The sequence below is a fragment of the Paenibacillus sp. BSR1-1 genome (assembly GCF_030403775.1).
Lineage (GTDB): Bacteria > Bacillota > Bacilli > Bacillales > Cytobacillaceae > Neobacillus.
This window is the reverse complement of sequence record NZ_JAQMWQ010000003.1, coordinates 275881-302504: the sequence shown is the minus strand read 5'-3', so window position 1 is coordinate 302504 and position 26624 is coordinate 275881. Positions and strand designations below refer to the sequence as shown.

Sequence of the window (26624 nt, the reverse complement as noted above, 5' to 3'; positions counted from 1 at the left end):
TTTAAGAAAGGTGGCACTTTACATGAATTCATTTTCCTATCTACTAAGGAGGGCAACAATGGGAATTTTAAGTGGAAATCCTAAAGAGGAACCATTACACTACGGTGAAGCTTTTGACCTTTGGGCAACTGTATTAGCAGGAAATGGTATGATTGCAGGATATCAAACCTTGATTAACCATGCAGGTGACGATGATTTAAAAAAATTATTATTAGAAGCAATAGATAATTGCCAGCATGATAAGAAACAAGTGGAAGAACTCTTAAAAGAAAATGGTATTGGTTTACCGCCGGCAGCACCAGAGCCTCCCGAGGCATGTTTGGAGGATATTCCGGTTGGAGCTAGAGTTCCGGATCCTGCTATTGCCGCAACACTTTCAGCAGATATTGCTGCAGGGCTTGTAACCAGCAGTCAAGTGATAGGTAAATCAATTAGGGAAGACGTAGCTATGTTATTTCTTCAAATACACAACCAAAAGGCAGCACTTGGGGCAAAAGTACTCCGCTTAAATAAGGAGAAAGGGTGGCTCATCCCGCCGCCATTGCATTTAAATAAGCACGGTGATTGTTAAGAACCTTATATTAAAAGCCGGTTCCTAAGAAAGGAACAGGCTTTTTTTACACAAAGTTCTGAGTTGAATTATTTCTGCTGAACCTATAAACGGCTATAAGGAAAAAGGCTGCCGCAAAAGCAATCAGAATCATAAAATTTAATGATAAACTGCTGAAGGAGTTTCCTTCTTGCAGTTTTGTCAGGGTAGCCAAGGTCCAGCGCTGTGGCAGGAAATCAGCTATTTTTTGCAGCGTTTTTGGCATTACTTCGACCGGCCAGAAGCAACCGGAAATCATAACCGTCGGGGTAATAATCAAATTCTGCATTGCTCCTGCAGCACTTCTGCTATTGGAAAATGCAACAATCACTAAATTGAGCCCTACTGAAATAAATGAAAATAGAATCATCACGAACGCTGCCTGCCAAAATGACATGCTAATGCCGATATTAAAAAGGATTTTCATGATCGTTAACGTGATGAGAACCTGAATCGTCATAATAATCATGTTCACTGAGACATTCGCTAATAAATATTTTCGTGCATTTATGGGGGTCGAAAGCAAGCGGAAATAGGTTCTGTTTTCTTTGTCAAGAAGAATAATCTCTGACATATTTCCTGCAGACATAAGCATGATCATGATTAGGAAGCCAATTGTTTGATTGGTCATATTCTTGTTTTTGGATGTATCCTCTAAGGAATGAGTAGTCAGTTTGTAGTTGGTTTGTTGAAAATCATGATACATCTGCTTAAAAGTTTGTTGATTTCCAGCAGCGGCAATACTAATCGTCGAAATATTATCAACATATTGATATAAATAGGATTTAACAAATCCCGTGATTTGAGCTCCTTTGATCGAAGTAATCTGGATATGCGCAGGATTACCGGATAATACACTTTCTGAATACCCTTTTTCAAAGGTAATAACACTATCCACATCGCCAGAAATGATTTTATCTTTCGTCTTTGCATTTGGAATTTCTACAACTTTAACATTTTCCAAGCCTTTTAGAAATTTGATGGTATCGGATGCGATTTCACTATTGTCCTGGTTGACAATTCCGACATGCAGGATTGCTTTTTGATCCCCGCCATAAACGAGCAGGGAAATAAAGATACCGATTAATGGCATACATAGATATAAAATAATATTTTTCTTTTTTCGGAACGTTACACTTAGTGTATTTTGAATTAACCAGAGGATATCCTTCATTATAATCCCTCCCGTTTTTGTAAAGAGATGACAGCCACAAGTAAGAATATGAGTGCACCAGTCAAATGGATGGTCACTGCAGGAATGGCTGCTGAAAGATCATTTGCAAAAATCATTTTGGTAATGGCTGAATTTACCCAGGTAAGGGGAGAGAGCTCCGTAATGAATTTAAAGATTCCTTGCGGATTATCAATTTTAAAATATGCCCCACCGAAAAATGACGCTAACTGGACAAACAGCATGATGATAATTCTTGGAGCTGCACTTGTCTTTGTCAAAAAGCTGAGCCCAATTCCCATGCTTACGGCAAAGATGATTTCTGTCAGCAAGACGAGGATAACCATACCTAAATGATTGCCCCAATTTGCTTTAAAAAATAGTTTGCTAAACAAAATGACTAATAGGACACAAATGGTATTACTTACAAGACTCCCTAAGACTTTCCCGATAAAAATTTCACTTTTCCTCACTGGTGAGGCAATTAAACGATCTGCCGTTTTTCTGACCCTTTCACTGATAATTAAAGAACTTGATGACATCGCTCCATAAAGGACAATCATCGTTGTGATCACTATCGCATAATAATCCATCGAACCAGGCTGTTTATTTGGAAGGACGGATGTTTCCTTAATAAAATCATCCTTCTGTTTGTGAGTAAAGGCACTTTCCAGCTTCTCAGGGGCAACCTTCATGATCTCTGAAGCAATATTGTATTTATCAACATAGGAAGTGAGCATTCCTTGAAGGATACTCCCTTCAATGCTATTCCCGTTATTGACATATAGCTGTAAACCTTGTTGTGTCACTTCTACATATCCATCATATTTGCTTTGTTTTACTTCATTTTGGGGATTGATGGTTTCGGTCACTTTTTGAAAGTGAATCCCAGATTTTTCGGCGGCATCGATAAATTGATTAAAATTGTCACTATGTGAAGTATCTTGATATAGAACATGAATGTCATCCACAGGAAGGCTATTTCCAAAGGTATTCGATAAGGCAGATCCGAGTACAAGCATCAGCACGACCGGAAAAGCGAGCATAAAAAACAAGGTCCTAGTATCCCGGAAGTCCGTTTTAATTCCTTTCCAAGCAATATTCAATATGTTCAAAGTAAATCCCCCTTATTGGTCACGCAGGTTTCTCCCTGTTAATGTTAAGAAAACAGTCTCTAAGTTTGGCGCTTTTTCTTGAAGAGAGCGGATTTCAAGATGACTATTGATAAAATGCTCAATGATTTTATTAAGATTATTAACGCCGGTGTCCGAGTTTATTTTGATAAGATTTTCATCAATCTGTACGGCTTCAACTCCATTGATTGCTTTTATGGACTCCACATTTACTTTTTCCGTTGATTTGACTTCAATCCATAAATCCTTCGTATTGGTGATGATAGATTTTAACTGTTCCTTTGTACCTTCAGCAATGATCTTGCCATGGTCAATGATGGCAATGCGAGAACAGATTTCCTCGACTTCCTCCATATAGTGGCTGGTATAAATAATGGTGCAGCCCATTTCATTTAATTTTCGAACGGAATTTAAGATATAATTCCGTGATTGTGGATCAATTCCAACCGTTGGTTCATCCATAATGATCAGTTTTGGACGGTGAGCAATGGCACAGGCAATATTCAGCCTTCGTTTCATCCCGCCCGAAAAACTATTAGGATAACTTTTATGTTTATCCTGAAGACCGACGAACTCCAGCGCTTCTTCCACTCTTTCATTTAGTTCCTGACCCCGCAGTCCATAGAGACCAGCAAAGAATTTCACATTTTCATAGGCAGTCATGTCTTCATAGATCGCTAAATCTTGAGGAACCATCCCAATGTTCATCTTGGCAAAACGGCTGTTTTTGGCCGCATTTTTACCAAGGATATTGATGACACCTTCATTACTCCGCAAAAGGCCGGCAATCATATTGATGGTGGTACTTTTTCCTGCTCCATTAGCACCCAGGAATCCAAATATTTCTCCCTCGGCAACCGTTAAAGACATATTATCGACAGCAATAAAATCACTGAATTTTTTTGTTAAATTTTTGATTTCTAAAACGTTCATTTTTTCACCCCTAAATCGTTTGTATGGTTTAAGTATAAAAAAAAGAATGAACAGAAATAAGTGCAATCGTTCATTCTTTTCACATGAGATTATTCATATTGTTTGCGTGAGTTTTTCATGAATGAATGGGGAGGAGGGTGGTGACAGAAAATCCGCGGGTTCCATCGACAATAATTTTCCCGTTCAAGGAAGCAGTGCGTTCCTCCATCCCGATAATACCTAGCCCTTTTTTAATTTTATCCGCACCGGAACCATTGTCCTTAATTTCTACACGAATCATTTTGTTTAACACTTTCAATTCAACTGAGACGAGCGTTGCATTGGAATATTTCATGGTATTGGTTAAGGCTTCTATGGTATTTTCATGGATGATTTTCCATTGAATCGGGGTAATGATATCTAAATTGCCATCGTGAGTCAGGACTGTTTTAAATTGATGTTTTGCGGCAAATTCGTCAATCATCAACTTGATCCGATGAATCCCCACCTGCTCAGAAGGGGGCTTCATATTTTTTAGAGTCAATCGAATGTTTTCAATTCCATCCTTGGAAATATTAATGGCATTTTGCAGCAGCTCTGTTGCTTTGAGTTTGTCGGTTTCGATTAAACGCTTGGCTGCTTCCATTTGAAAAAGTGCCCCCGTTATGGAGTGCCCGATTTTATCGTGAATTTCCTGTGAAATTCGATTTCGTTCTTCTAATTTAAAGGTGTATTCTGACTGGCGGATGTATTCTGTATTTTCATTAAGGTTTTTGGTCATTTTTTGAAGCGTTTTTCTCATTGAATCCATTTGTTCTTCATTTTTTATTAGTCGATCCCCGTACACTGATATAATGGTAAAAATCATGAAACAAAAAATCGTTACTATCCCATATAGAGGCTGTAATGCTTCATTAATGTTTATTATAGGGACTATGGAAATGAGCAGGATGATTATTTTTTTATTAAAAAAATCAGCAGTCAATTCAATCAAAGCAAACGGTAAAAGTAAAATAAACAACGAATTTATTTCAAAATAGGATGTAATCGATATCCCGATTGAAAGTAACAGCAGGATTCTTTTTATTGAAATCCTTTTAAAGATATTTAAAGTGATATTCAAACAGAAATAAAGCAGAATAGCGAAAACAACCCATGAAATGTGACTAATATCGGTCCGGACACAGGTAAAGGCTATAAAAATTAATAAAGCGAGCTTGCTAAAAATAATCCAAAAATCCATCTTATTCAACTTTCCCAGTAATATAGTAAATGGCTATTTGTGTTCGATGCTCTAATCTTGTTTTCCCTAATATTGAAGTGATGTAATTGGCGACAGTTCCTTCAGAAATAAATAATTGCTTGGAAATGGCTTTGTTTGAATAGCCCTTGGCAATCAGCGACATGATTTCCCGTTCTCTTTCGGTAAACAGGGAGGCGTCAATTTTCGATTCTGTTTCTTTATTTTCCGATAAGTTAGATTTAATTTTCTCTAATACAACATCCTGTAAAATACTGTTTCCGTTCATGACGCTCTTTATCGCATCTCGAATTCGTTCCGGGTCGTTATTTTTCAATAAATAACCTTTTGCGCCATTTTTGATGGCCTCCAATATGTACTCATCATCATCAAAGGTAGTTAAAATGATTGGTTTGGTTTTCGTTTGTTCGCTAATGAGCTTCGTTGCTTCCACACCATTCATATTCGGCATGCGTACATCCAGCAAGGCAATATCCACCACATGCTTTATGCAATATTCCATAGCTTCTTTTCCATCATTCACCGTATCCAACACTTCAAATTCTTCATATGTATTTAAAATTATTTTTAAGCCTTCCCGGATAAATGAATTATCATCGGCAATAATCAACTTAATTTTTTTAGGTTCTAGTGGAGCCATATCCCCGCCGGTCACTTCCTTTTTTCTCCATTATAACGCATTTAAGGGAAGCCAGTAATCTTGCTTTGTAAAATTTTCACTTTCTATATTTGTCTATTACAATACCGACATTTATTGTAAAATATAACGAGCAATCTATAATTATGGATAAAATCCAACATGGGGTGCATGAATGATTGATGGGAAAATTATCAAATTTTATTGAAAAAAAGCTGGATTGACCCAAAGTCAGCTTTGTGAAGGAATTTGCTCTGTTACACATTTAAGGAAGATAGAAAGAGATATTACGGAATACTCAGGGGAAATTACATACTTATTGTCAAAAAGATTAAATATCAGCCTAGAAGAAGAAACGGACAAATATGAAAACCTTCAACTGAAATTAAGGCTTTGGCATGATGCCCTCGTGATGCAAAACAACGAGGAATTATTCGAAAAAGAACCATTGATTTGATAAAGTGGTGGATGGAAAAGACATGAATTATATTATCAAAAACTTTGTATTACAAAATCTTACTGCAGCCGAAGCTCCAAAGGCTAAAAATTCGTATAAAGGGGCTACATTGGAAAGTATTTTGAAAGAAATAGGATTATAAGCTAAAAAGCGATTCATGATGTTGAAATCACGAATCGCTTTTTCATTTCGATGATTTTTTAAATCAATAATAGATTTTTTTAATATAAGAGGAGGATTCAAGAAGACTTACTACATTTTTTTCGCTTCTTATGACATCTTTTCGCTAACTTACTACGTGTTTTTCTAAACTTACGACATTTACTGGATATTAATTGGTAAATCAGACAATTCAAGAAGACTTACTACATCTTTTTTGCCACTTATGACATCTTTCCGCTTACTTACTACATAATTTTCGAAACTTACGACATTTCCTGGATATTTATTGGTAAATCCCACAATACAAGAAGACTTACTACATCTTTTTTGCCACTTATGACATCTTTCCTCTCTCTTACTACAAAATTTTCGAAACTTTAGACATTTACTGGATATTAATTGGAAATCCTTCCGTTCTGTTTGGCAAATCGGATTAATACAAAAAGGCAGAAGGAATTCAAATCCTCCTGCCTTTTTTGCGATAAAATTTTGCAAAAAATGTATTGGTATTATTGGTTTCAAAAGGGAATCATACATTTATTAGCACATTTAAGATTAGAAAATGAAAGGGGAGAAGCCAATGAAATGCCCGGGATGTGTTTATGTTAATCCAGATGGGGTAAAGTTTTGCTTAAACTGCGGCGAAAAGTTTATACGCCCTGAGAATGGTAACCAGGATGAAAACAGCTATTTCTATGAATTTGCCCATTATGTAGACATGGTTCCTAAATTTGAACGGTCGGTTGAACCAAAATTTCAAAATATATTTTCACGTGTGTTCCGAAATCATAGTATTCTTGAGGCTGAACGGCTTTTTATCGTTGGAACAGCGCTTACTACTCCTAAAATAGAGGAAGTAAAGGAAACATGGCCAAAACCTTGGCTATTTACGAGGGTTTTCATCATTGCACTTATTGCTTTCCTTGGATTGTTTTTGGGTGTCAGCTTGTTCAAAAATATTAACTTCTTACCAGGACTTATTATTGTAGGTGCTTTTGCGGTGCCATTTACTACTTTAATATTCTTCTGGGAAATGAATGCACCTCAGAATATTGCTTTTTATAGAGTCATTTACGTGGTGTTTATCGGCGGTATTCTATCGATGCTGGTCGCCCTTGTTTTTTTTAATATCTTAAGGCATAACATCAATCCCATCACGATAGGAATCGCCGAGGAACTGGCAAAGGTTGCGACAGTTATCCTGTTCGTGCGCAACATTAAGTACAGATATATTCTTAACGGTCTTCTGATAGGTGCTGCGGTTGGCGCTGGCTTCGCAGCGTTTGAAACTGCTGGTTATGCATTAAGGGCACTTCTTTCAGGTAGTTTTTCAAGCCTTTATTCCACCATCCTTTGGCGCAGTTTTTTAGCACCTGGCGGACATGTTGCTTGGGCTGCATTGACTGGTGCCGCATTTTGCATGGTACAAGGGGATAAACATCCGGAATTAAACATGTTTATAAAAGCAAAATTCCTTCGGATATTTTTTATCGTGGTTTTGCTGCATGCTTTATGGGATGCTCCGATTCCAGGTATTTTTCCGGTTGGACAAATCGTTTTGATGACCGCATCATGGATTCTCGTATTTCGCATGATTCGGATGGGCTTAAAGGAGATCGCTGAGAAGAAGGGGAGGGTAATCATAAGTCCCTTGAATGAAATGAAATAACCCAAAAAACATCGACTAAGAAGTCGGTGTTTTTTGGGTGTGAATATTTATTAGTGTATGCCTTGCGTTATTGAACTCGCGTTTTTGACTGCTGATTTTTTATGCAGCCACTCATAGATAATAGGAATGATAATAAAGCTATTAATTGTTGATGTTACCATACCGCCAATAACGACAATACCAAGCGTTTGAGAAATTACTGTGTCGGCATTGTGTGAAAATGCAAGTGGTAACAAAGTAAGGACTGTTGCAGCAGCTGTCATTAAGATCGGTCTGATCCTAGAAAGACTACCGTTCAATACAGCTTCCTTAACAGGCATTCCTTCTTTTCGATTTCTTTCAATTTTATCAATTAACACAATACCGTTTGTTACAACAATACCAGTAAGCATTAGAATACCGATTAAAGCTGCAAGATTCCATTCACCATGGAATATAACCAATGCGATAACCACACCACTTAATGCAAGTGGAATGCTTAATAGTACTGATAGTGGTGCTCTCCAGCCTTTGAAAATAGAAGAAGTAATCAGCAATACTAAAAGAATCGAGAATGCAACCGCAACAGACATATCGAAAATCATATCTTTGACTTGTTGAGTAATTCCGCCTAATGAATACGTCACATCTTTAGGTAGCTTCATGTTGCTTAGAGCTTCATCTGCCTGGCTCGACACTTTACTAATATCATTAGATGTAATCTGTGCTGTAACAAGGGAGAATGGCTGACCATCTCGTTCACTAATGGTTGAAGGAGATTGGTCTTTTTCAATCTTTGCGATTTGGTCAAAACGAACCATTTCACCATTATTTCCAGCAACTGTTTCAGCCGCAAGAGATGCTAAAACATCATCTGCAGAAGCATTTAATGAAATTGTAGAGTTGGTTCCTGATGCAATTTGATCTAAAAATTGGTCTACAGGAAGGGCTTTATGATCAATCGTAATCGTTGCATCTTTAGAAGCAGACATGTAACGACTAATCACACCCAGGATGTCAGAAACTTTAACACCTTTTTCTTCAATTGCTTTTTGATCAAAAGTCACTTTATACTTCGGTGAACCATTTGTTAAATCAACTTTTCCGTCAACACTTAGGCCTGCAACCTTGGATAAGTTTGTTCTAGCTTCTTGAGCAACTTGGTCTAATGTTGTTTGGTCCGAACCTGTAAATAAGATACGCATTTGTGAATCATCACCAGAGATGTTCTGGCTTGTTACAGTATAAGTAACATCTTTAGATAATGTCGGAAGCTGGTTTTGTAACTGTTTAATGACAGAATCAGCATCCTTTTGGTTCTTCAGCACAACAGCAAGGTTGGCGACATTTGGATAAGTGATAAAGCCGCCTCCTTGGTCAAACACGTCATCACTTTGCGGTGTCATGGTTGAGCCAAAGTTGGCTGAATACGCAGTAACTTTTGGATTCTCTTTTAATGTTTTTTCAATCTTTTGCACTTCCGAATCAACTTGAATTAACGTGCTTCCTTTAGGCAATTCAGCTTTAATGGCAATTTGTCCGATTTTTCCACTAGGCAATAAACTTACTGGAAGGAAAGCAGAATAGATACCAGCACCTAAAAAGACTAAGATAGAAACAATAATCATCGCTTTTTTGTGTTTAAAAGCAGACTGCAATAAAGGTTTCATTGTATTATCAAGTTTGACCGTTTGTTTTGCTGTATTGCCGCCTTTCCATCCCATAAAAGCAAGGGCAGGAATGACAAGCATCGCAACAAAGAATGAAATAATAAGTGCAATGACGACTGACCAAGCAAATCCACTGTAAGATGCACTAATTACCCCGCCGACAAAAGCAATCGGAATATAAACGGCGATTGTTGTAAGCGTTGAGCCCAAAATAGCTGGAAGCATTTCAACAACAGATGATGCTAGAACGGATAGTAGAGATTTATCCTTTGATTCCTCCCGTTTACGATACATATTGTCCAAGATAACAATTGAATCATCGACAATACGACCCATTGCTACAATCAAACCAGATACGGTTAAAATGTTTAATGTAATACCCATTGATTTTAAGAAAGCAGTTGTTGCTAGTAAAGAAATTGGCAGTGAAATCGCAATTAATAATGTGCTTCTAACATTTCGGAAGAAGAAGAACACACAAATCATCGAGAATAAACAGCCAAGCAAGCCTTCCCGAACTAATCCGAATAAAGAGCTGTTTAATTCTTTTTCACGGTCAAGTAGAACTTTGAACGAAACATCTTTTGGATTCACGGTATCTAATTGAAGATGTGCAACACGATCTTTTACTTGATCAGCCACATCCGTGATATTGGCTGATGGTGTCTTGATTACATTTAAAGTAACACTTGGTGCTCCGTTAGTTCGGGAAACAGTTTTAACGTCATTCAAAGAATGCGTGATCGTACCGAACGCTGAAACAGGAATAACTTTTCCTTCTTTATTCTTAATTGTTGCGTTTTCCATTTGCTTCTCAGTTAATGGTAACCCATCAAAAGAGACAGGTATCGATAATTGGTTGTTAACGATATTCCCTTGCGGCATGGATGGAACAGCCAAAGCAAACGATTTATTTACATCATCTAAAGTTAATCCATTTTTCACTAGGTCTTTCATGCGGACAGTTAATACATAACCATCTTTTGCTCCACCAATGGCGGATACATCTGATACACCAGGAACAGATTTTAATTGCTTCACAATTTCCTGTGTGGCAGTAGAACGTAATGTTTGCTCATCCAATTTCGAACTTGTTACGCTATAAGTCAAAATTGGGAATGAACTAGTTGTTAATCGTGTTACCGAGGGTGTACTTGTAATGGTTGACGGTAGGTCTGCATTTGCCAACGCTTTGTTTACTTGATCTTCTGCTTGCTTCATGTCTGTATTCATTGGAAAATACAAACTCATAAACAATCCGCCGTCATAAGAAGTGGATTCAACATTGGATAAACCATCGACTGTTTTGACGGCACTTGCCAGATTATCCGTTACTTGCTGTTTGACCTGAGCTGCTTGGTAACCAGGCACTCTCATACTAACAGAAAGGGTAGTATTATTAATTCCCGGCAAATAGTCTCTTTGCATCTGATAAGCAGAAATACCGCCCCAGGCTAAAATGATAACCACACAAACAATCATCAGAATGGCTCTTTGCATGGTTGCCTCTACTAATCTTTTCATTATTTTGCCTCCCGTAATTTTCTTATCAAACTAGAATGATACAGTCTCCCATATTTGGGCAATTTAAGTGTATAAAACGAACGTGTATGTTCCCTTAATAAAAGATTAATAATTGATTAAGATGCAAAATGAAAGAAGAATTCATGCTAGCATTTTAAATAGAGCTAGGTGGGAAGAATCCATACAAGTTCTATTTCGGTTCTAAATTTGGAGGCATATAAATGTCACATTTAATCACTTTATTTGAACATCACAGCTATCTGATTTTATTTATAGGTATTTTCCTGGAGCTTATGGCGCTGCCCATTTCAGGAGAATTTTTAATGAGTTACGCTGGTTATTTTGTCTTTCAGGGAAAAATGAATTATATTTTTGCACTCCTGACGGTCTTTGCTGCAGGCGGTGCGGGCATTACGGTAACCTATTGGATTGGGAAGGCAGGAGGATATAAACTTATTGAAAAATACGGAAAGTACATCCACATGGGACCGGAAAGATATAAAAAAACAGCTGCCTGGTTCGAGCGTTCAGGAAGTAAATTGTTAGTTTTCGCTTATTTCATACCGGGAATCAGGCATTTTACGGGGTATATTTCGGGGATCTCACAAATGCCATTTCGAAAATTTATACTACCTGCTTATATTGGATCATTTTTGTGGGGATTTTGTTTTATTACTTTAGGAAAAGTATTGGGCCCTAGGTGGCAGGCTTTCCATCATTCAGCAAGCAAATATTTAATTATCTTTATCATTGTTTTTGCAATCTTGTTGGCAGGTTATTTGGCCTACCGGTTTTATAAAAATCAAATTAAGGATTTTTTTATACGGTTCACACAACGGCTGCTTCATCATCTTAAAACCATTCGAAAAACAGAACTCTTTCTCATTTTTCTTACTCTCGTATTAATCGGTATGGTGACATTGATGCTTGGTATGGCTCAAGACTATTTATTTGGTGAGTTTAGCCAGTTTGATGATGTCACTGAATATTTGGTTGAGGCAGCTATTTATATGAGATGGATGAGTTTATTTCAATTATTCCAATCTCCGTATGCTTTCGGTGCCATAATTGGAATAACCCTCATCATAATTTGGAGAAAAGGACAAAACAGGCTGCTTGAGTTTCTTCTACTAATTGTTCCCATTTTAGGAGCAAGGTTGTTTCATGAATCAGTCATACAGATTTTTTCCTCACTTCAATCGCTAGGGTTCGTAGGGAAATTTCATTCTGATACTTTTCCTGAAATAAGTTCGTTGATAACCATCACTATTTATGGAACATGTTTATTTTTACTTGTCCGCCATCCGAAAAACACAATTACTACAATTATGGGCCCCATAGTAGCCATAGTCGTATTATTGGGGGTAACCATAGCAAAGATAGCATCGAGCGAAATTCTTCCAAGTGATATTGTTGGCGGATATGTCTATGGCGGTGTCTGGATATTTTTTAACTTCTTATTGTTTGAAATGATTCGACTTGTTTTGAAAAAAAATCAGTAGTTTAAAGAAAAGCTGCCATTCTGGCAGCTTTTCTTTTTTTAAGGCTATGTTAAAGAACAGTATTGATTTTTAACACTGTTGATTGGAGCGGAAGGCGCGAAGACTCCTGCGGGAGTACGGGGCAGGGGAGACCCCGGAGGCGCCAAAGCGCCGAGGAGGCTCCACGGCACGCCCGCGGAAAGCGAAGCGACTGGAGCGCAAATCAACAACTAAGTCTAACAGAGCCTTTTTTTAAAAAATAAAAATGCTCGAAATTGAACTAGGTCGATAGTTTTAGATAATTAGTCAGAATTTTATTAATTTGTAATTAACATTTAATCAATAAGTGCTTAATAAAACAGGAGTAATCTTAAACCGTACCAAAAAAAGGGAGTGAGAGAGATGTTAAAGAAACTTAGAAAAAAGAAAAGGCTGTTTGCGGGAATTACATTAAGTACCATGCTTTTAGGTTCTGCGGGTGTCTATGCTGCGCAAGACGGTGTTTTTGGAAGCAATTTAGTGGGTCAACAAGCAGATGGTTCCGTGCAGACACCTGTTAACCAGTTGATTACACCTGCAGGAAAACAAATTGAATTTGGCGGGAACCCGATGACTGTTGCTGTTAATCCAAATGGAAAGACTGCAGTAACCATCGTTGGCCGCAACAATTACGGCGGCACTGGAATCAATGTCATCGATCTTTCAAGCGGAGTGATGAAAGCCCAGGATATCAGCTTAGGTCTTTCCAGTATGTGGGGCTTGGCTTATTCAAAAGACGGAAGCCAGCTATATGCAACTGGGTCGTCAAGCTCAACTGGTAAAGTGGTCGTTCTGTCTGTTGGACAAGATGGTACTCCAAAAGTTCTAAAATCTATCAATCTTCCTAAAGCATCTGTCGGCGGTAATATCAACCCGCTTGATATTACAGTTGCGCCAGACGGCAAGCTTCTGGTTGCTTTAAACCGTGACAACAGCCTTGGTGTCATTGATCCGGTAACTGGCGCACTAACCAAAGTTGCCGTCGAAAATGCTCCTACTAGCGTATTAGTTGACGGTAACTTCGCATATGTAACAAACCAAGGCGGCCGCAAAGCTCAAGCAGGCGACACTACGGTTGACTCTTCTGGAACTCCAGTTGTGACAGATAAAACAGGTGCCACTACAACAGGAACCGTTGCAGTGGTTGACCTTTCGACAAATACAGTGGTTAAAAACATTACAGTTGGCGTGCAGCCGGAACGGATGACACAGTCAGGTCAGTACATATTTGTCACCAACACAAATAGTGACACCGTTTCTGTTATTGACTCAAAGACAAATAATGTGGTCCAAACAATCGACATCAAACCATATCCAAATGCGCCAAAAGGTTCAGCTCCAAACGCTGTTAAAATGGTGGATGGCAAGTTAATGGTCAGCCTTGGCCGTGACAATGCCATTGCGGTCTATGACTGGCAGGCTCCAGATAAGGCACCTGAATTGCAAGGACTTTTACCAACAGCATGGTTCCCGGTCGATATCGCAGTCGATTCAGCCAATAAAAATCTGGTCGTTGCCAATGCTGATGGTATTGGATCACGCGGGCCGACACGTAATTTGAACATCCAAGGAATAACCGTAAACGGTCACTCTTCCTATGCGCAGCAAGGGTCACTTTCCTTGATTCCATTCCCGACTGCACAGGCCTTAGCAAAGGGAACAGACCAAGTGTACAAAAACAATAACTGGTACGGCTTAAAGGATCTTAACGCGAAACCGCGTGACAATAGAAAGCCTGTTGCGATGCCTGAACGTATCGGTGAGCCTTCAACGATTAAACATGTATTCTATATTATCAAAGAAAACCGGACATATGACCAAGTATTGGGTGATGTTGGAAAAGGAAACGGAGAAGTAGCTTTAACGCAGTTCCCGCAAAAAGTAACTCCTAACTTGCATAAACTGGCTACTACGTTCCCGCTTTTGGACAATACTTATGTTGGCGGTATCCAATCAGCAAGCGGACACCAATGGGTAATGCAAGGAACCAACAATGACTATGAGGATAAAGAAACAGATGCTGCAAACGTTCGAAGCTATCCTGGTGGTGCTGGAGATGCGATGGCATATGCACCTACCGGCCATTTATGGGATCAAGCCCTTAAACATGGCAAGACTGTAGAAAACTTCGGAGAAGATACAACTGCTTTTACCGGAACGTTGCCGCAAGGCTCTTGGACTGATTGGTATAATGATTATTTAATTCTTTCTGGCCAAAAGCAAGGCGATCTTCATATTCCGATTGGAAACTATGAAGCAAAAACGGATATTCCGTCACTAGAACCAATTACACATAAAACATTCCCAACGTTTGACATGGGCATACCAGACCAATATCGATTTGAAATTTTCAAAAAACAATTTGAACAACATGTGAAGAACAATGATTTACCTGCACTTACGACAATGTGGGTAACGAATGACCATACCAACGGACTCGCTTCAGGATTCCCTACACCTCAAGCGATGGTTGCGGATAATGACTTGGCTGTCGGTAAAATTGTTGACTTGATTTCACACAGTCCTTACTGGAAAGACTCTGTCATTATCGTTACAGAAGATGACGCCCAAAACGGTCTAGATCACGTTGACGGACATCGTCAGCCTGCATTTGTCATCAGTCCTTGGGTGAAGAAAGGGATTACAAACAGCCACTATTGGACTGTCATCAATATGGTTCGCAGTATTGAGCAGATTCTTGGAATTCCGACAATGAACCAAAACGATGCAGCTGCAGAGCCAATGAGTGAACTATTTACGAACAAGCCGGACTTTACACCATACGAATTTGTGCCAAACCAAATCCCGCTTGACACCTTAAACGGAACACCGGAAGCCAATACGGCAGTTCTTGCCAACACAACCAACGTAACACCGGAGGCAAAGGAACTTTCGAAAAAATGGACACAGTGGTCCAACAAGAACAAAGATAAGTTAACCGGCAAAAATGCGGTACCGGATGAAATCAACGCAAATATGCAAAATCATGCCGTTTGGTATGCGACAGAAGGCTTTGATAAACCATACCCAGGTGAGAAAAAAGCTCTTGCACCAGAAGAGGTCGAAAAACAGCCTGAAAGCTTTGCTCCGACTACTACTGACAATGAGTAATAGCCAATTTCTTCTATTCTTATAAGGGATTGAATCGAAAATTAATTTGAAACACAACAATAGCTATCCTAAAGGGTAGCTATTGTTGTGAAAGATTTATACCATGCCAGTCGTGGCGGACGTGAAAATTTATAGATAAAGCTGACCGCCATTGGCACCATCCAATTACTGAAAAAAGAGGGGGAGCGGTTTCGGGCTTCATTGCCCGAATAAAATGACATGAAACCATTGATTAATGAAATGATGGAGCGCGGAATTCTTATTTTAACTTTAATAGTTCTTATACTCGTGTGGGGTGGAATGTCTGCATGGCAGATACAAAGGGACTACCTGCCAGAAATCAACAATTCAACCCTTTCGGTAACAGTCCGTGCAGATAATTACCAAGCAGATCAAGTAAAAGCAATAATTACAGAACCTATCCAACAGGCAGTAAGGGTCGTGGATGGTCTTCAAGATGTAGAAACAAACTACTTTAATGGCGGGTCGTTGATCAGTCTAAACTTTCCTATGAATTTTAATATGGAACAAGCAGAGGAACAGGTTACAAAAGTATTGGCTGATGTCAAATTGCCGGCTGGGATTGATAAACCGCTGGTAACACGGCTTAGTACTCATTCCATGCCCATTATAAGAATGAGTCTGATGAGCTCATCTGAAAATATCTCAGAAAATATGCTCCGATCCTCTATTCAAGAGGATTTCGTCAATCGATTGAAAACTGTACCAGGAGTAAAAGATGTCCGAGTATCAGGAGGCGGAACAGCCGGATATGCGGTTAGCCTTCGACTGGAAGATTTAACGAAAGCCGGTTTAACCGTTAATGACGTAAAACAATCACTTGAAAAAAACTATAGGACTGGATTAGAGGGAAAGGTGTCAAACAACCAGGTATCTATTCCTGTCCAAGTTTCTGGGTGGGGCTTAACTCAACAAGATCTATTGAAGCTGCCTATTCATAACGGAGAAGGCAAAACGGTTCCTCTATCAGATGTTGCAGGCATTTCAAATTCCATTGTCAACCTGGAGACGATCTCAAGAACCGATGGGAAACCAAGCGTCCTATTAGATGTTTTAAAGACTTCAACATCCAATATTACAGATGTATCTGATCGGATAAAGAGCAAAATCAAAGATATTCCTGCATTGAAGAATAAAGATATTCAGGCTTCTATTTTATTTGATCAAGGAGCGCAGGTTAATGACTCTCTAAAAGGTCTAATAAAAGAAGGTTTATTAGGCTGCTTGTTTTCAATGATTTGTGTTTTTCTGTTTTTCCGAAAAGTCCGTTCTACTTTATTAATTGTCCTTTCACTGCCAATTTGTCTTTTGGCGACAACTGGCTTATTAAAAACCATGGGTATTAGTCTCAATATTCTTACTGTTTCAGGACTTATTGTGGCCATGGGCCGGGTAGTCGATGACTCGATCGTGATCCTTGATAATATGAACCGTAAAGTACATGAGGCAAACGTGAAAACAAGCGTTCACACGCTGACACAGGCTGTAAGAGAAATGATTCCTGCGATTGTATCATCAACTTCGACAACGGTTGCCGTCTATGTTCCAATCGCGCTTATTGGGGGTATGGTGAGTTCAGCTTTTTCCGGATTTGCTTGGTCTGTGGTCATTGCCTTAATTATTTCCCTATTCGTTTCCATTTTGGTTGTTCCTGCACTTTACAACCTGTTTTGGAAGGGGAAACCGGTGTCTGGCGTGGATAAATTAGAATCGTTTGCCCATAAAATTCTTACTTGGGTATTTGACCGCAAGAAAAAAGTAGTTTTAACCTTTGTTTCATTATTTCTATTAACATCGTTGGGAGCTGCCTTCCTGCCAGTGAATTTTTTGCCAACGGCCAAAACTGGTCAAATCGCTGTCCAAATAGAAATGCCTCAAAATACTTCTTTAGCCGATGTCGATGCAGAAGTAAAAAGATTGGAAGCCTTATTGGGAACGAATGTTAAAGTTGAGTCCTTTTCTTCAGGACTTGGATCTTCGTTTACTCCTCAATCGGATGATGTATTCGATGCAGGAGGCGGATGGCTTCAGAAACCGAATATTGCCAATTTATCCATAAAGGTTAAAAACGGTACGGATGTAAATGACTTTATTAAGAGTTTACAAAATCAATTAAACTCGTTGTCAAGCAAAGCTGTTTACGCTGTTTCAAATCAAAATATTGCAGGCGATGATTCCCAATTAAAAATTAATCTTACAGGTTCAGATAGTCAAACACTAGAAACAATGGCTCAGACCATACGAAACGAGCTTAAACTCATTCCAGGTCTATCCGTACAAGGGGCCGCGGAAGCTGATGATCATATGACCCAGTATCAGATTACTCTAAACCGCAAGGCAATCGAACATTTTGGTATTAAGCTGGAGGACGTTATCAATCGAATTCAGCAATATACCGCGGAAGGAACAAAAGGGTTCATCTCAATTAATCAAAATCAATTTCCAATTGTTATTCATACCGATAAACAAAATGGCACTTCAAAGGATATCTTTACGTTAATGGGCGGTGAGACCTTCCAAGATAAGGATGGAAAAAGCGTGAGATTGGATCAGCTTGCAACATTAGAGCCAACAGGTTCATCGGTGATACAGGATAAGGATGGACATCCGTATGCTGTGATTACCACAAACATCATTTCCAGTGATATTGGAAAAGTGTCAACACAAGTCAAAACGGCACTTGGAAAAATTCCGCTGCCGGAGGGTATTGAGTATTCATTCGTGGGTGCTCCTCAGCAGGTATATGAAATGATTTACGAAATGGCGCTTGCTTTATTCTTTTCCATTTTGCTTGTACTAATCATCATAAGTTCTGTCTTTCGGGGATGGAGAGCTCCCATGACCGTATTAATTTGTATCCCATTAGCCTTTATTGGCTCAGTAATCGGAATGTTTATTTTTAAACTTGAATGGAATCTCGCAGCATTAGTGGGATTATTGATGTTGACGGGGATCGTCGTGACCAACGGGATTGTCCTTGTTGATAAAATTGAAAGAAATCTAAGAGACGGATTTGAACCAAAATTAGCTATCATGAGCGGGACCTCTACACGTGTCAGACCCGTTTTAATGACGGCATGTACAACTGTTTTAACTTTGCTTCCTCTAGCTGTGTCAGGTAAAGCAGACACCATCGTGTCACAAACATTAGGTGTAGTTGTTGTAGGGGGCATGATCAGTTCGACGCTTATTTGCCTTTTAGTCATTCCAATCATGTATGAGTGGATGAGTGGAAGAGGGAGAAAAACAAAGACCTCGCAACAGTCCAAAATTTCAGCATAGATTTGATTTCCAATTTCAATAATCAAAGGGGCAGCCGCTAACCGCAGCTGACCCTTTTTTTCTTTATCAATTCAGGTAAAAAGCCTCAATAATCCTAATAAAGTTGATAGTCTAAAAGGATGATTTTTCTTCACTTTACAAAATCTTTGCATTCCCTTAACAAAAGAGAAACGTGCCATTAATATTCTTTTTGTTTAATGGATACGTAGAGAAAAAAGCATGCAATTGAGGAGGATAAATATGAAAAAAATCCGTTTTGGCAAAAAAGGGGCAGCCGCTGCACTCGCATTGGCACTTACGATTCCAGCCGTAACACCTACGTTCGCAAGCAGCGGGGATGCGAAAATCGACTCGGTTCGATTTATTGGAATGGAAGCTCCTAAAAAGATTGATGAAATGGTTAAAACTTACACAAACGCATCAATGGAAGTAAAGTACAGCAATGGTGAAGTGAAGAATTTCCCACTTACTTATAAGAGACTTTTCAAGTCTGAAGATAAAGTAGCCATTAACAAAGGCAAGCTGATTCCAGCCGGTACTCCGATTGATGTAAATGGTGATCCGATTATGGATACAAGTTTGGAAGGGAAACCGACATATTATGTTTCTGATGCTCCCGATTCTAATAGTTTAATGAAGCCAATTAACGGACAACTATACATGGTAACTCATTATGAATACCAGACTATAGATGCCGCTGGCAAATCCGCATATGGTATCGTTCCTGCATCCATGTCTCTAACAACTCTTGACCAGGATAAGAAAACGGGAGAGTTAACACCTAAAGCGGTTAAAAAAATTGATTTTTCAAGTGTAAATGGTCTTTGGATCCCATGTAACGGATCTCTTTCACCGTGGAATACCCACTTAGGGTCAGAGGAGTATGAACCGGATGCCCGTACTTTTGAATCTAATTCAACTTCTTCAGTACGAGCACAAGTAGAAAGCTTTGCTAAGCTTTACTTTGGTAAAGCAGAAAAAGCAAATCCATACTTCTATGGGTTTATTCCTGAAATTTCGGTAAACAAAGATGGGAACGCATCGGTTGAAAAGCATTACAGTATTGGCCGTTTTTCTCACGAATTGATGAAAATGATGCCGGATAATCGTACAGCCTTCTTTGGTGACGACGGCTCCTATACGACGATGTTTATGTATGTAGCGGATAAAGCGAAGGATCTATCTGCTGGTACATTATATGCGGCAAAATTCCACCAAACAGGAACGGAAAATGGTGGTGCTGGAAACTTAGAATGGATTAAACTTGGCCATGCCTCTGATAAAGAAATTAAAGATATTATCGACAGCAAGGTTAAATTCAGTGATATTTTCGAAACTTCTGATGTTCCAAAAGCCGGCTTCAAAGCAATTAAGCAATACTCGTATGGAAAAACTGAATACTTGAAAGTAAAACCAGGAATGGAAAAAGCGGCAGCGTTCTTAGAGTCACGCCGTTATGCTGCACTACTTGGAGCTACATCTGAATTTAACAAAATGGAAGGTGTAACTCTAAACGAAAAGGATAAGAAAGTTTACATTGCGATTTCGGATCAAAGCAACGGTATGACCGCAAATTCGTCAGATCCAGTTGATGATATGAAACTGCCAAAAATTAAATCCGGTGTGACGTATCAATTGGATTTAACAGCTGGTCAAAAGGACAGCAATGGACAATCAATTAAAAGTGAATATGTTGCTTCGAAAATGTCCGGATTAATCGCAGGTAAAGATTTACTAGATACGAATGGAAAGGCTATTTCTGATTCATATGGAAATACAGCAGATGTGAATTCAGTAGCCAATACCGATAATTTAAGCTTCTCTGAATCATTAAGAACACTATTCATCGGTGAGGATAGCGGCATGCATACCAATAACTTCGTTTGGGCTTATAATGTCGATACAAAAGAATTAACAAGAATTTTATCCGTTCCTGCCGGTGCAGAAGCAACTGGTTTAGCTGCAGTGGATAACCGCAGAGGACATTCTTATATTATGAGCAACTTCCAGCATCCGGGGGATGAACTTGAAGGCAAGAATATAACAGCAGTAGATAAAGCTGATTTACAAGCAGCAATGGAGAAAGAAATTGGTATTGATCGTACCGGTGGAGTAGGATATATTTCTGGAATGCCTAAACTTGGCGACTTGCAAGATAACGATCAAGATTAATCGCTATATGGATTAAGAGTTAAATAGATTCGTTTGTTTTAAAATCATACTCCGGTAATCTTAAGATTTCCGGGGTTTTTTCCTTGTTATCTGAATAATGGACACAAAAGGATTATCCTTTCAAATAAATTAAACAACGTAGGAGTGCTTACATGAAACGTTTTCCTTCATTTATACTTTTTACAATCATGGGCTGCCTCTTAGTCTTTTCTGCTGTCTTCATTTATGCAACGAAAGAAGAAGCGTCAGCTAAAACAGAAAAAGGGCAGACAAAGGTGTTTCATCTATATGCCGCGGATATGGAACAGGAAATGGCCCAGGGTACTACCCTGTATTCATGGGGTTTTGGATTGTGGGATCCCCAAAAAAATGCACCTGCAACCAAGCCTAGCGTTCCTGGGCCGGAAATACGTATAACCGAGGGAGATCACGTCAAAGTGGTATTCCACAATCAGCAAAAAGAATTGCACACGATACATTTCCATGGGATTGATAATAGTTTTGCAGGCGACGGAACCCCTGAGATGAGCCAGCATCCAACCATGAATCACGATTCGTTTACCTACGAATTTGATGCTTCTAAAGCAGGGACCTATTTCTATCATTGTCATGTTGAACCGGACAGACATCCAGAAATGGGGTTATACGGAGCAATTATCGTAGAGCCGAAAAAGCCAAAATACAAGACCAATGGTGAATTTACACTGCTTCTTTCGGAAAGAGACCCGCTATTAAGCCTTGCTGAAGGCCAGGAGGCCCACCAGTATGTTGGAACGGCTGCGGAACACCTTCACTTGGATGGTGAATATGACACAACCAATCGAAAAGCAAGATATTATACGATCAATGGAAAAATTGATCCTGAAATACCGCCTCTCCATGTGAAAGAGGGAGGGACCTATTTAATAAGGTTGATTAATGCCGGTTCGGAGGTACATTCATTTCATACCCATGGCCACCATTTCAAGGTTGTCGCTTCTGATGGCCGTGACATTAAAAATCCGATGACTAAGGATACGATTACCATCGGCCCTGGAGAAAAATATGATTTATTATTAACGGCTGACAACCCTGGAATTTGGCCTATTCATTGCCATATGGGTCCGCATGCGACTCACGGGATGCATATGATGATGGTTTACGATAATTATCATGACAAAATGACCCACGGCAGTAAAAATCCCATCAGTGATGTAAAACACCATTTTGCATTGCTAAAACAATACCAATTCGAAAAGAATTACGAGTTAATGAAAAAAGAAATGAAGGCTATAAGTAATGGATTGCATGAGTTTTACAATTTGGTTTCTGATGAGCATTATGAAGAATGGAATTCACTCGATAACGCAGCAGCAACCGTTAATCAACAACTAAATAGTACAGTGAATCCAGAAATTCTGGAGAAATCCATTACAGATCTAGAACAAAAGATTAATAACATGGAGCAAGTTTTACAAACTGGAGATTTAAGCTAGTTTCTCATATAAAAGGCCAAAAATTAATTGGCAACTTAACAATCTATCCTGAAAAATGTGAAGCCTAACTTAAAGGAACAGAGGCCTGTTAATATTAAAACGGTTCGTGGTCTTAGCCACAAGCTTGAGGAGCATTTAAGCGAATGACAAAATTTCGAAATACGCTATTAATTATATTCATCATACTAATATTTTCCTTATTCCTTGGATTAGGAGTATTGCTCGGTCAGTTATTTAATAGCAATTTTCAAGAAACACTAAGTGATCTTCATAAAAATGAAATCATGCGTACCATTTTCATTTTTGTTGTCATTTTCTTAGTACTCATTATTTATCTTGGAAAGAGAATTTTTTCAAGATATACAAAACCCATCATCGAGGCTACAAATGTCGCGATTGAATTGACAGAAGGAAATTATCATGCCAGGACAAAAGTCAATGGTTCTGATAAAACGGGAATGTTGGGAACATCTATAAATAGGCTGGCTCAAAACCTTCAAGAACTCGTTAAATCACAAGAAATACAGCAGGAACATCTCAGTGTTTTGATTGAAAATATGGGATCTGGTTTAGTCTTAATTGATAAACGAGGGTATATTAGCTTAATCAATAAAGGCTTTATTGAAATTTTTAAAGGCAGTCCGACTGATTATTTAGAAAATCTTTATTCTGAAGTCATTAATCAGGAGGAAGTTTGTAATATAGTCACTGAAGTATTTCGGACTGAAAAACATGTCAGTAAACAATTACCAATCCCATTATTTATAGAAAGAAGATATTTTGCTGTATACGGTGTGCCGATCATTGGAACAAATAATGTTTGGAAAGGGGTTTTACTCGTTTTTCACGACATTTCAGAACTAAAAAAACTAGAGCAGGTTCGGAAAGATTTTGTTGCAAATGTTTCACATGAATTAAAAACACCTGTTACTTCGATTAAAGGATTTACTGAAACACTGTTGGATGGGGCGATGAACAATAAAGATACATTAAAATATTTCCTTTCGATTATTTTAAAAGAAAGTGGACGGCTTCAATCCCTCATTCAGGATTTATTGGAGCTTTCAAAAATTGAACAGCAAGGCTTTAAATTGGACATCCAAGAAATGGATTTATACAAATTACTTGAAGAGGTTATAACCCTCTTAAATGGGAAAGCAGAAGTAAAAGACATCCACCTTGATTTAATCTGTAAGGAGGAGCAAGTTCAGATAAAAGGGGATGTGAACCGCTTAAAGCAAGTATTTATCAATTTAATTAACAATGCCATTACTTATACACCGACAAACGGAAATGTAAAGGTGCTCCTGTTTGATAATGGTAACAAAGTACGGATACATGTAAAAGACACTGGTATTGGAATGAAAAAAGAAGAAATCCCTCGTATTTTTGAGCGATTTTACCGAGTTGATCGTGCGAGAAGCCGAAACTCTGGCGGAACTGGACTTGGACTAGCAATCGTTAAACATTTGATTGAAGCCCACCAAGGTAAAATCAGTGTAAAGAGTGATATTGGTGAAGGTAGTGAATTTATTATTGAGCTATATAAATAAGGGCAATTAGTAGAATTGGCAGTCTTTATACACGGTTAAGCATTGATGAATTTTCTTCGATGCTAATTAGATTAAAGGGTTATATGTTAGTTCTAATATCATTCGAGCAGGGCAAGTCCCTTTTTTGCTTATAGATTAGAAATTGCTCTCATTTCAGCGAAGGTTTGATCCTGGTGGCTAAACATAAGTGGAATCTACTTAAATGTCACCCCCTTTTAATTATTACTGTTCATTAGGAAAATGGTCCATTGAATTTTGTGAGTTTAATAGGAAAAAAGTATTATTTTTACTTATTTTACAAAAAATTTGCATTCCCTTAACAAAAGCAAAACGCGGCATTAATATTCCTTTCGTTTAATAGAACTATATTTACAAAATGGAGGTATGAGCTAGTTTCTTAGGAAAAGTCTATATCTTACTATTAAGCGGGTGATTTGATGAAAAATAAAGTACTTGTTGTTGATGATGAACAGTCCATTGTAACGCTCCTTCAATATAATTTGGAGCAGGCTGGTTATGAAGTCATTACTGCGATGGATGGTGAAACTGGTAAACGTTTAGCAACAATTGAAGCTCCTGACATAATTGTATTAGATTTAATGCTTCCTAAGCTGGATGGAATGGAGGTATGTAAATTGCTTCGTCAGGATAAGGTTATGACTCCTATTTTAATGCTAACGGCAAAGGATGATGAATTTGATAGAATAATAGGTCTTGAGCTCGGCGCTGATGACTATATGGTAAAGCCCTTTAGTCCAAGAGAAGTAATTGCCAGAGTAAAAGCGATCTTAAGAAGAACCCAGGCTCAAGCGGAAGATGCACTCGAGCAGATAAATGGACCAAAAATAAAAATGGGCAAATTAACAATCTATTCTGAAAAATACGAAGCCTACCTTAAAGGAAATCTTCTGGAATTAACATTAAAGGAATTTGAACTGCTTCATTTCATGGCGCAAAATAAGGGCAGAGTCCTAACTCGCGATCACCTGCTTAGTTCTGTATGGAATTATGAATTTGCAGGAGATACAAGAATTGTGGACGTGCATATCGCCCATTTAAGAGAAAAAATTGAAGAGGATACCAAGCGGCCGGCTTATATTAAAACTGTTCGTGGTCTTGGCTATAAATTTGAAGTGCAACAAGGATATTAGCATTATTCGGATAAAGTGTGGTTCCACTAACTGAGGACACTTTTACAAAAGCTTTACATTCTATTAAAACTGGATTAATACTCTTCTCCTATACTAGTAAATGTAAAGCGAAACAAAAATTCATTACTCTTAGGGGGAAATAAAGCAAATGAAAAGCTTTAAAAAATTCAGCCTACTTACAGTATTCGCAGCATTAATGGTAATCATGGCAGCATGTGGAGGCGGAGCTTCTACTGAGAAAACAGAAGGAAGCGCCAAGAAGGAAACTCCAAAAACGGAGGAAAAGAAAGAACTTTCCGGCTCATTAGTCGTTTCAGGTTCATCTGCAATGCAGCCATTAGTGGCAGCAGCGGCTGAAGAGTTTATGGCGAAAAATCCTAATGTTGATATCCAAGTAAATGCGGGTGGATCTGGTACTGGCCTATCACAAGTAGCTGAAGGATCTGTGCAAATTGGTAACTCAGACGTATTCGCTGAAGAAAAAGAAGGCATCCCAGCTGATCAGCTTGTAGACCACAAAGTAGCGGTTGTTGGTATGACTGCTGCTGTTAACCCTAAAGTCGGCATTAAAGATATTAAAAAAGAAGACCTAATCAAAGTTTTCACTGGTAAAATCACAAACTGGAAAGAACTTGGCGGTAAAGACCAAAAAATCGTTCTTGTAAACCGTCCTGATTCTTCTGGAACACGTGCAGTATTTAACAAGTTCGCTCTTGATGGTGCAACACCAGCTGAAGGAGTAACAGAAGACTCTTCAAACACTGTTAAAAAGATTATCAATGAAACAGACGGTGCAATTGGTTACCTTGCATTCTCATACTTCACTGATGACACTGTAACACCACTTGCCATTGATGGTGTAGAACCAACTGCTGAAAACGTACAATCTGGTAAATTCCCAGTATGGGCATACGAACACTCTTATACAAAGGGTGAAGCAACTGACCTTGCAAAAGCGTTCCTTGACTATATGATGTCAGATGATGTTCAAAACACTCTTTTAAAAGAACAAGGATATCTTCCTGTAACAAAAATGGAAGTTCAACGCGACGCAAAAGGAAATCAAACAAATAAATAATGAAGGTTTCAAAAGGTAAATGCAAAGCGCATTTACCTTTTTCATTTATTTTTTACTAGCTTTTGTGATAAAAAAGAAATAAATAAATTAATTTTAG

Annotated in this window: 17 protein-coding genes; 11 read left to right on the top strand and 6 right to left on the bottom strand. The window is 38.5% G+C overall.

The window, feature by feature from the left end; all coding sequences use genetic code 11:
* Positions 1-58: 58 nt before the first annotated feature.
* Positions 59-571 (top strand): DUF3231 family protein, encoded by a 513-nt coding sequence (locus tag PH210_RS07170; RefSeq protein WP_289984233.1) that lies wholly within the window; start codon positions 59-61, stop codon positions 569-571.
* Positions 572-617: 46 nt separating this feature from the next.
* Here PH210_RS07170 and PH210_RS07165 read toward each other — a convergent pair whose 3' ends face one another.
* The 5 genes from PH210_RS07165 to PH210_RS07145 form a co-directional block, all read right to left on the bottom strand.
* Positions 618-1763 carry an ABC transporter permease gene (locus PH210_RS07165; protein WP_289984232.1) on the bottom strand — a complete coding sequence of 382 codons (1146 nt, stop codon included), beginning with the start codon at positions 1761-1763 and terminating at the stop codon, positions 618-620.
* Positions 1763-2875, bottom strand: coding sequence for an ABC transporter permease (locus PH210_RS07160; protein WP_289984230.1), 1113 nt, complete (start codon positions 2873-2875; stop codon positions 1763-1765). Before PH210_RS07160 ends, PH210_RS07165 begins: the two co-directional genes overlap by 1 nt.
* 12 nt (positions 2876-2887) lie before the next feature.
* Positions 2888-3826 carry an ABC transporter ATP-binding protein gene (locus PH210_RS07155; RefSeq protein ID WP_289984228.1) on the bottom strand — a complete coding sequence of 313 codons (939 nt, stop codon included), beginning with the start codon at positions 3824-3826 and terminating at the stop codon, positions 2888-2890.
* A gap of 115 nt (positions 3827-3941) precedes the next feature.
* Positions 3942-5048, bottom strand: coding sequence for a sensor histidine kinase (locus PH210_RS07150; protein ID WP_289984226.1), 1107 nt, complete (start codon positions 5046-5048; stop codon positions 3942-3944).
* A 1-nt stretch (position 5049) separates the two neighbouring features.
* Complete coding sequence (locus PH210_RS07145; protein ID WP_289984433.1) at positions 5050-5706, bottom strand: response regulator; 657 nt, start codon at positions 5704-5706, stop codon at positions 5050-5052.
* Between the two features lie 217 nt (positions 5707-5923).
* Between PH210_RS07145 and PH210_RS07140 the strand changes: the two genes are divergently transcribed.
* Positions 5924-6160, top strand: coding sequence for a helix-turn-helix domain-containing protein (locus PH210_RS07140; protein ID WP_289984225.1), 237 nt, complete (start codon positions 5924-5926; stop codon positions 6158-6160).
* A 742-nt stretch (positions 6161-6902) separates the two neighbouring features.
* Complete coding sequence (locus tag PH210_RS07135) at positions 6903-7991, top strand: PrsW family intramembrane metalloprotease (protein ID WP_289984222.1); 1089 nt, start codon at positions 6903-6905, stop codon at positions 7989-7991.
* A 50-nt stretch (positions 7992-8041) separates the two neighbouring features.
* Here PH210_RS07135 and PH210_RS07130 read toward each other — a convergent pair whose 3' ends face one another.
* Positions 8042-11164, bottom strand: coding sequence for an efflux RND transporter permease subunit (locus tag PH210_RS07130; protein ID WP_289984220.1), 3123 nt, complete (start codon positions 11162-11164; stop codon positions 8042-8044).
* Positions 11165-11385: 221 nt separating this feature from the next.
* On the opposite strand from PH210_RS07130, the gene PH210_RS07125 reads away from it, so the two are divergent.
* The 8 genes from PH210_RS07125 to PH210_RS07090 all read left to right on the top strand — a co-directional run bounded on the left by PH210_RS07125 (position 11386) and on the right by PH210_RS07090 (position 26527).
* On the top strand, positions 11386-12666 hold the full coding sequence (locus PH210_RS07125) for a VTT domain-containing protein (RefSeq protein ID WP_289984219.1): 1281 nt from the start codon (positions 11386-11388) through the stop codon (positions 12664-12666).
* A gap of 381 nt (positions 12667-13047) precedes the next feature.
* Positions 13048-15795 carry a bifunctional YncE family protein/alkaline phosphatase family protein gene (locus PH210_RS07120; protein WP_289984217.1) on the top strand — a complete coding sequence of 916 codons (2748 nt, stop codon included), beginning with the start codon at positions 13048-13050 and terminating at the stop codon, positions 15793-15795.
* Positions 15796-16014: 219 nt separating this feature from the next.
* Positions 16015-19098 (top strand): efflux RND transporter permease subunit, encoded by a 3084-nt coding sequence (locus PH210_RS07115; RefSeq protein ID WP_289984216.1) that lies wholly within the window; start codon positions 16015-16017, stop codon positions 19096-19098.
* A 240-nt stretch (positions 19099-19338) separates the two neighbouring features.
* On the top strand, positions 19339-21270 hold the full coding sequence (locus PH210_RS07110; RefSeq protein ID WP_289984215.1) for a PhoX family protein: 1932 nt from the start codon (positions 19339-19341) through the stop codon (positions 21268-21270).
* Between the two features lie 152 nt (positions 21271-21422).
* Positions 21423-22745, top strand: a complete 1323-nt coding sequence (locus tag PH210_RS07105) for a multicopper oxidase family protein (protein WP_289984214.1) — start codon at positions 21423-21425, stop codon at positions 22743-22745.
* A gap of 143 nt (positions 22746-22888) precedes the next feature.
* Positions 22889-24298, top strand: a complete 1410-nt coding sequence (gene pnpS, locus PH210_RS07100; RefSeq protein WP_289984213.1) for a two-component system histidine kinase PnpS — start codon at positions 22889-22891, stop codon at positions 24296-24298.
* A gap of 437 nt (positions 24299-24735) precedes the next feature.
* Complete coding sequence (locus PH210_RS07095; RefSeq protein ID WP_289984212.1) at positions 24736-25449, top strand: response regulator transcription factor; 714 nt, start codon at positions 24736-24738, stop codon at positions 25447-25449.
* A gap of 148 nt (positions 25450-25597) precedes the next feature.
* Positions 25598-26527, top strand: a complete 930-nt coding sequence (locus PH210_RS07090) for a phosphate ABC transporter substrate-binding protein (RefSeq protein WP_289984210.1) — start codon at positions 25598-25600, stop codon at positions 26525-26527.
* The last annotated feature ends 97 nt before the right edge of the window (positions 26528-26624 follow it).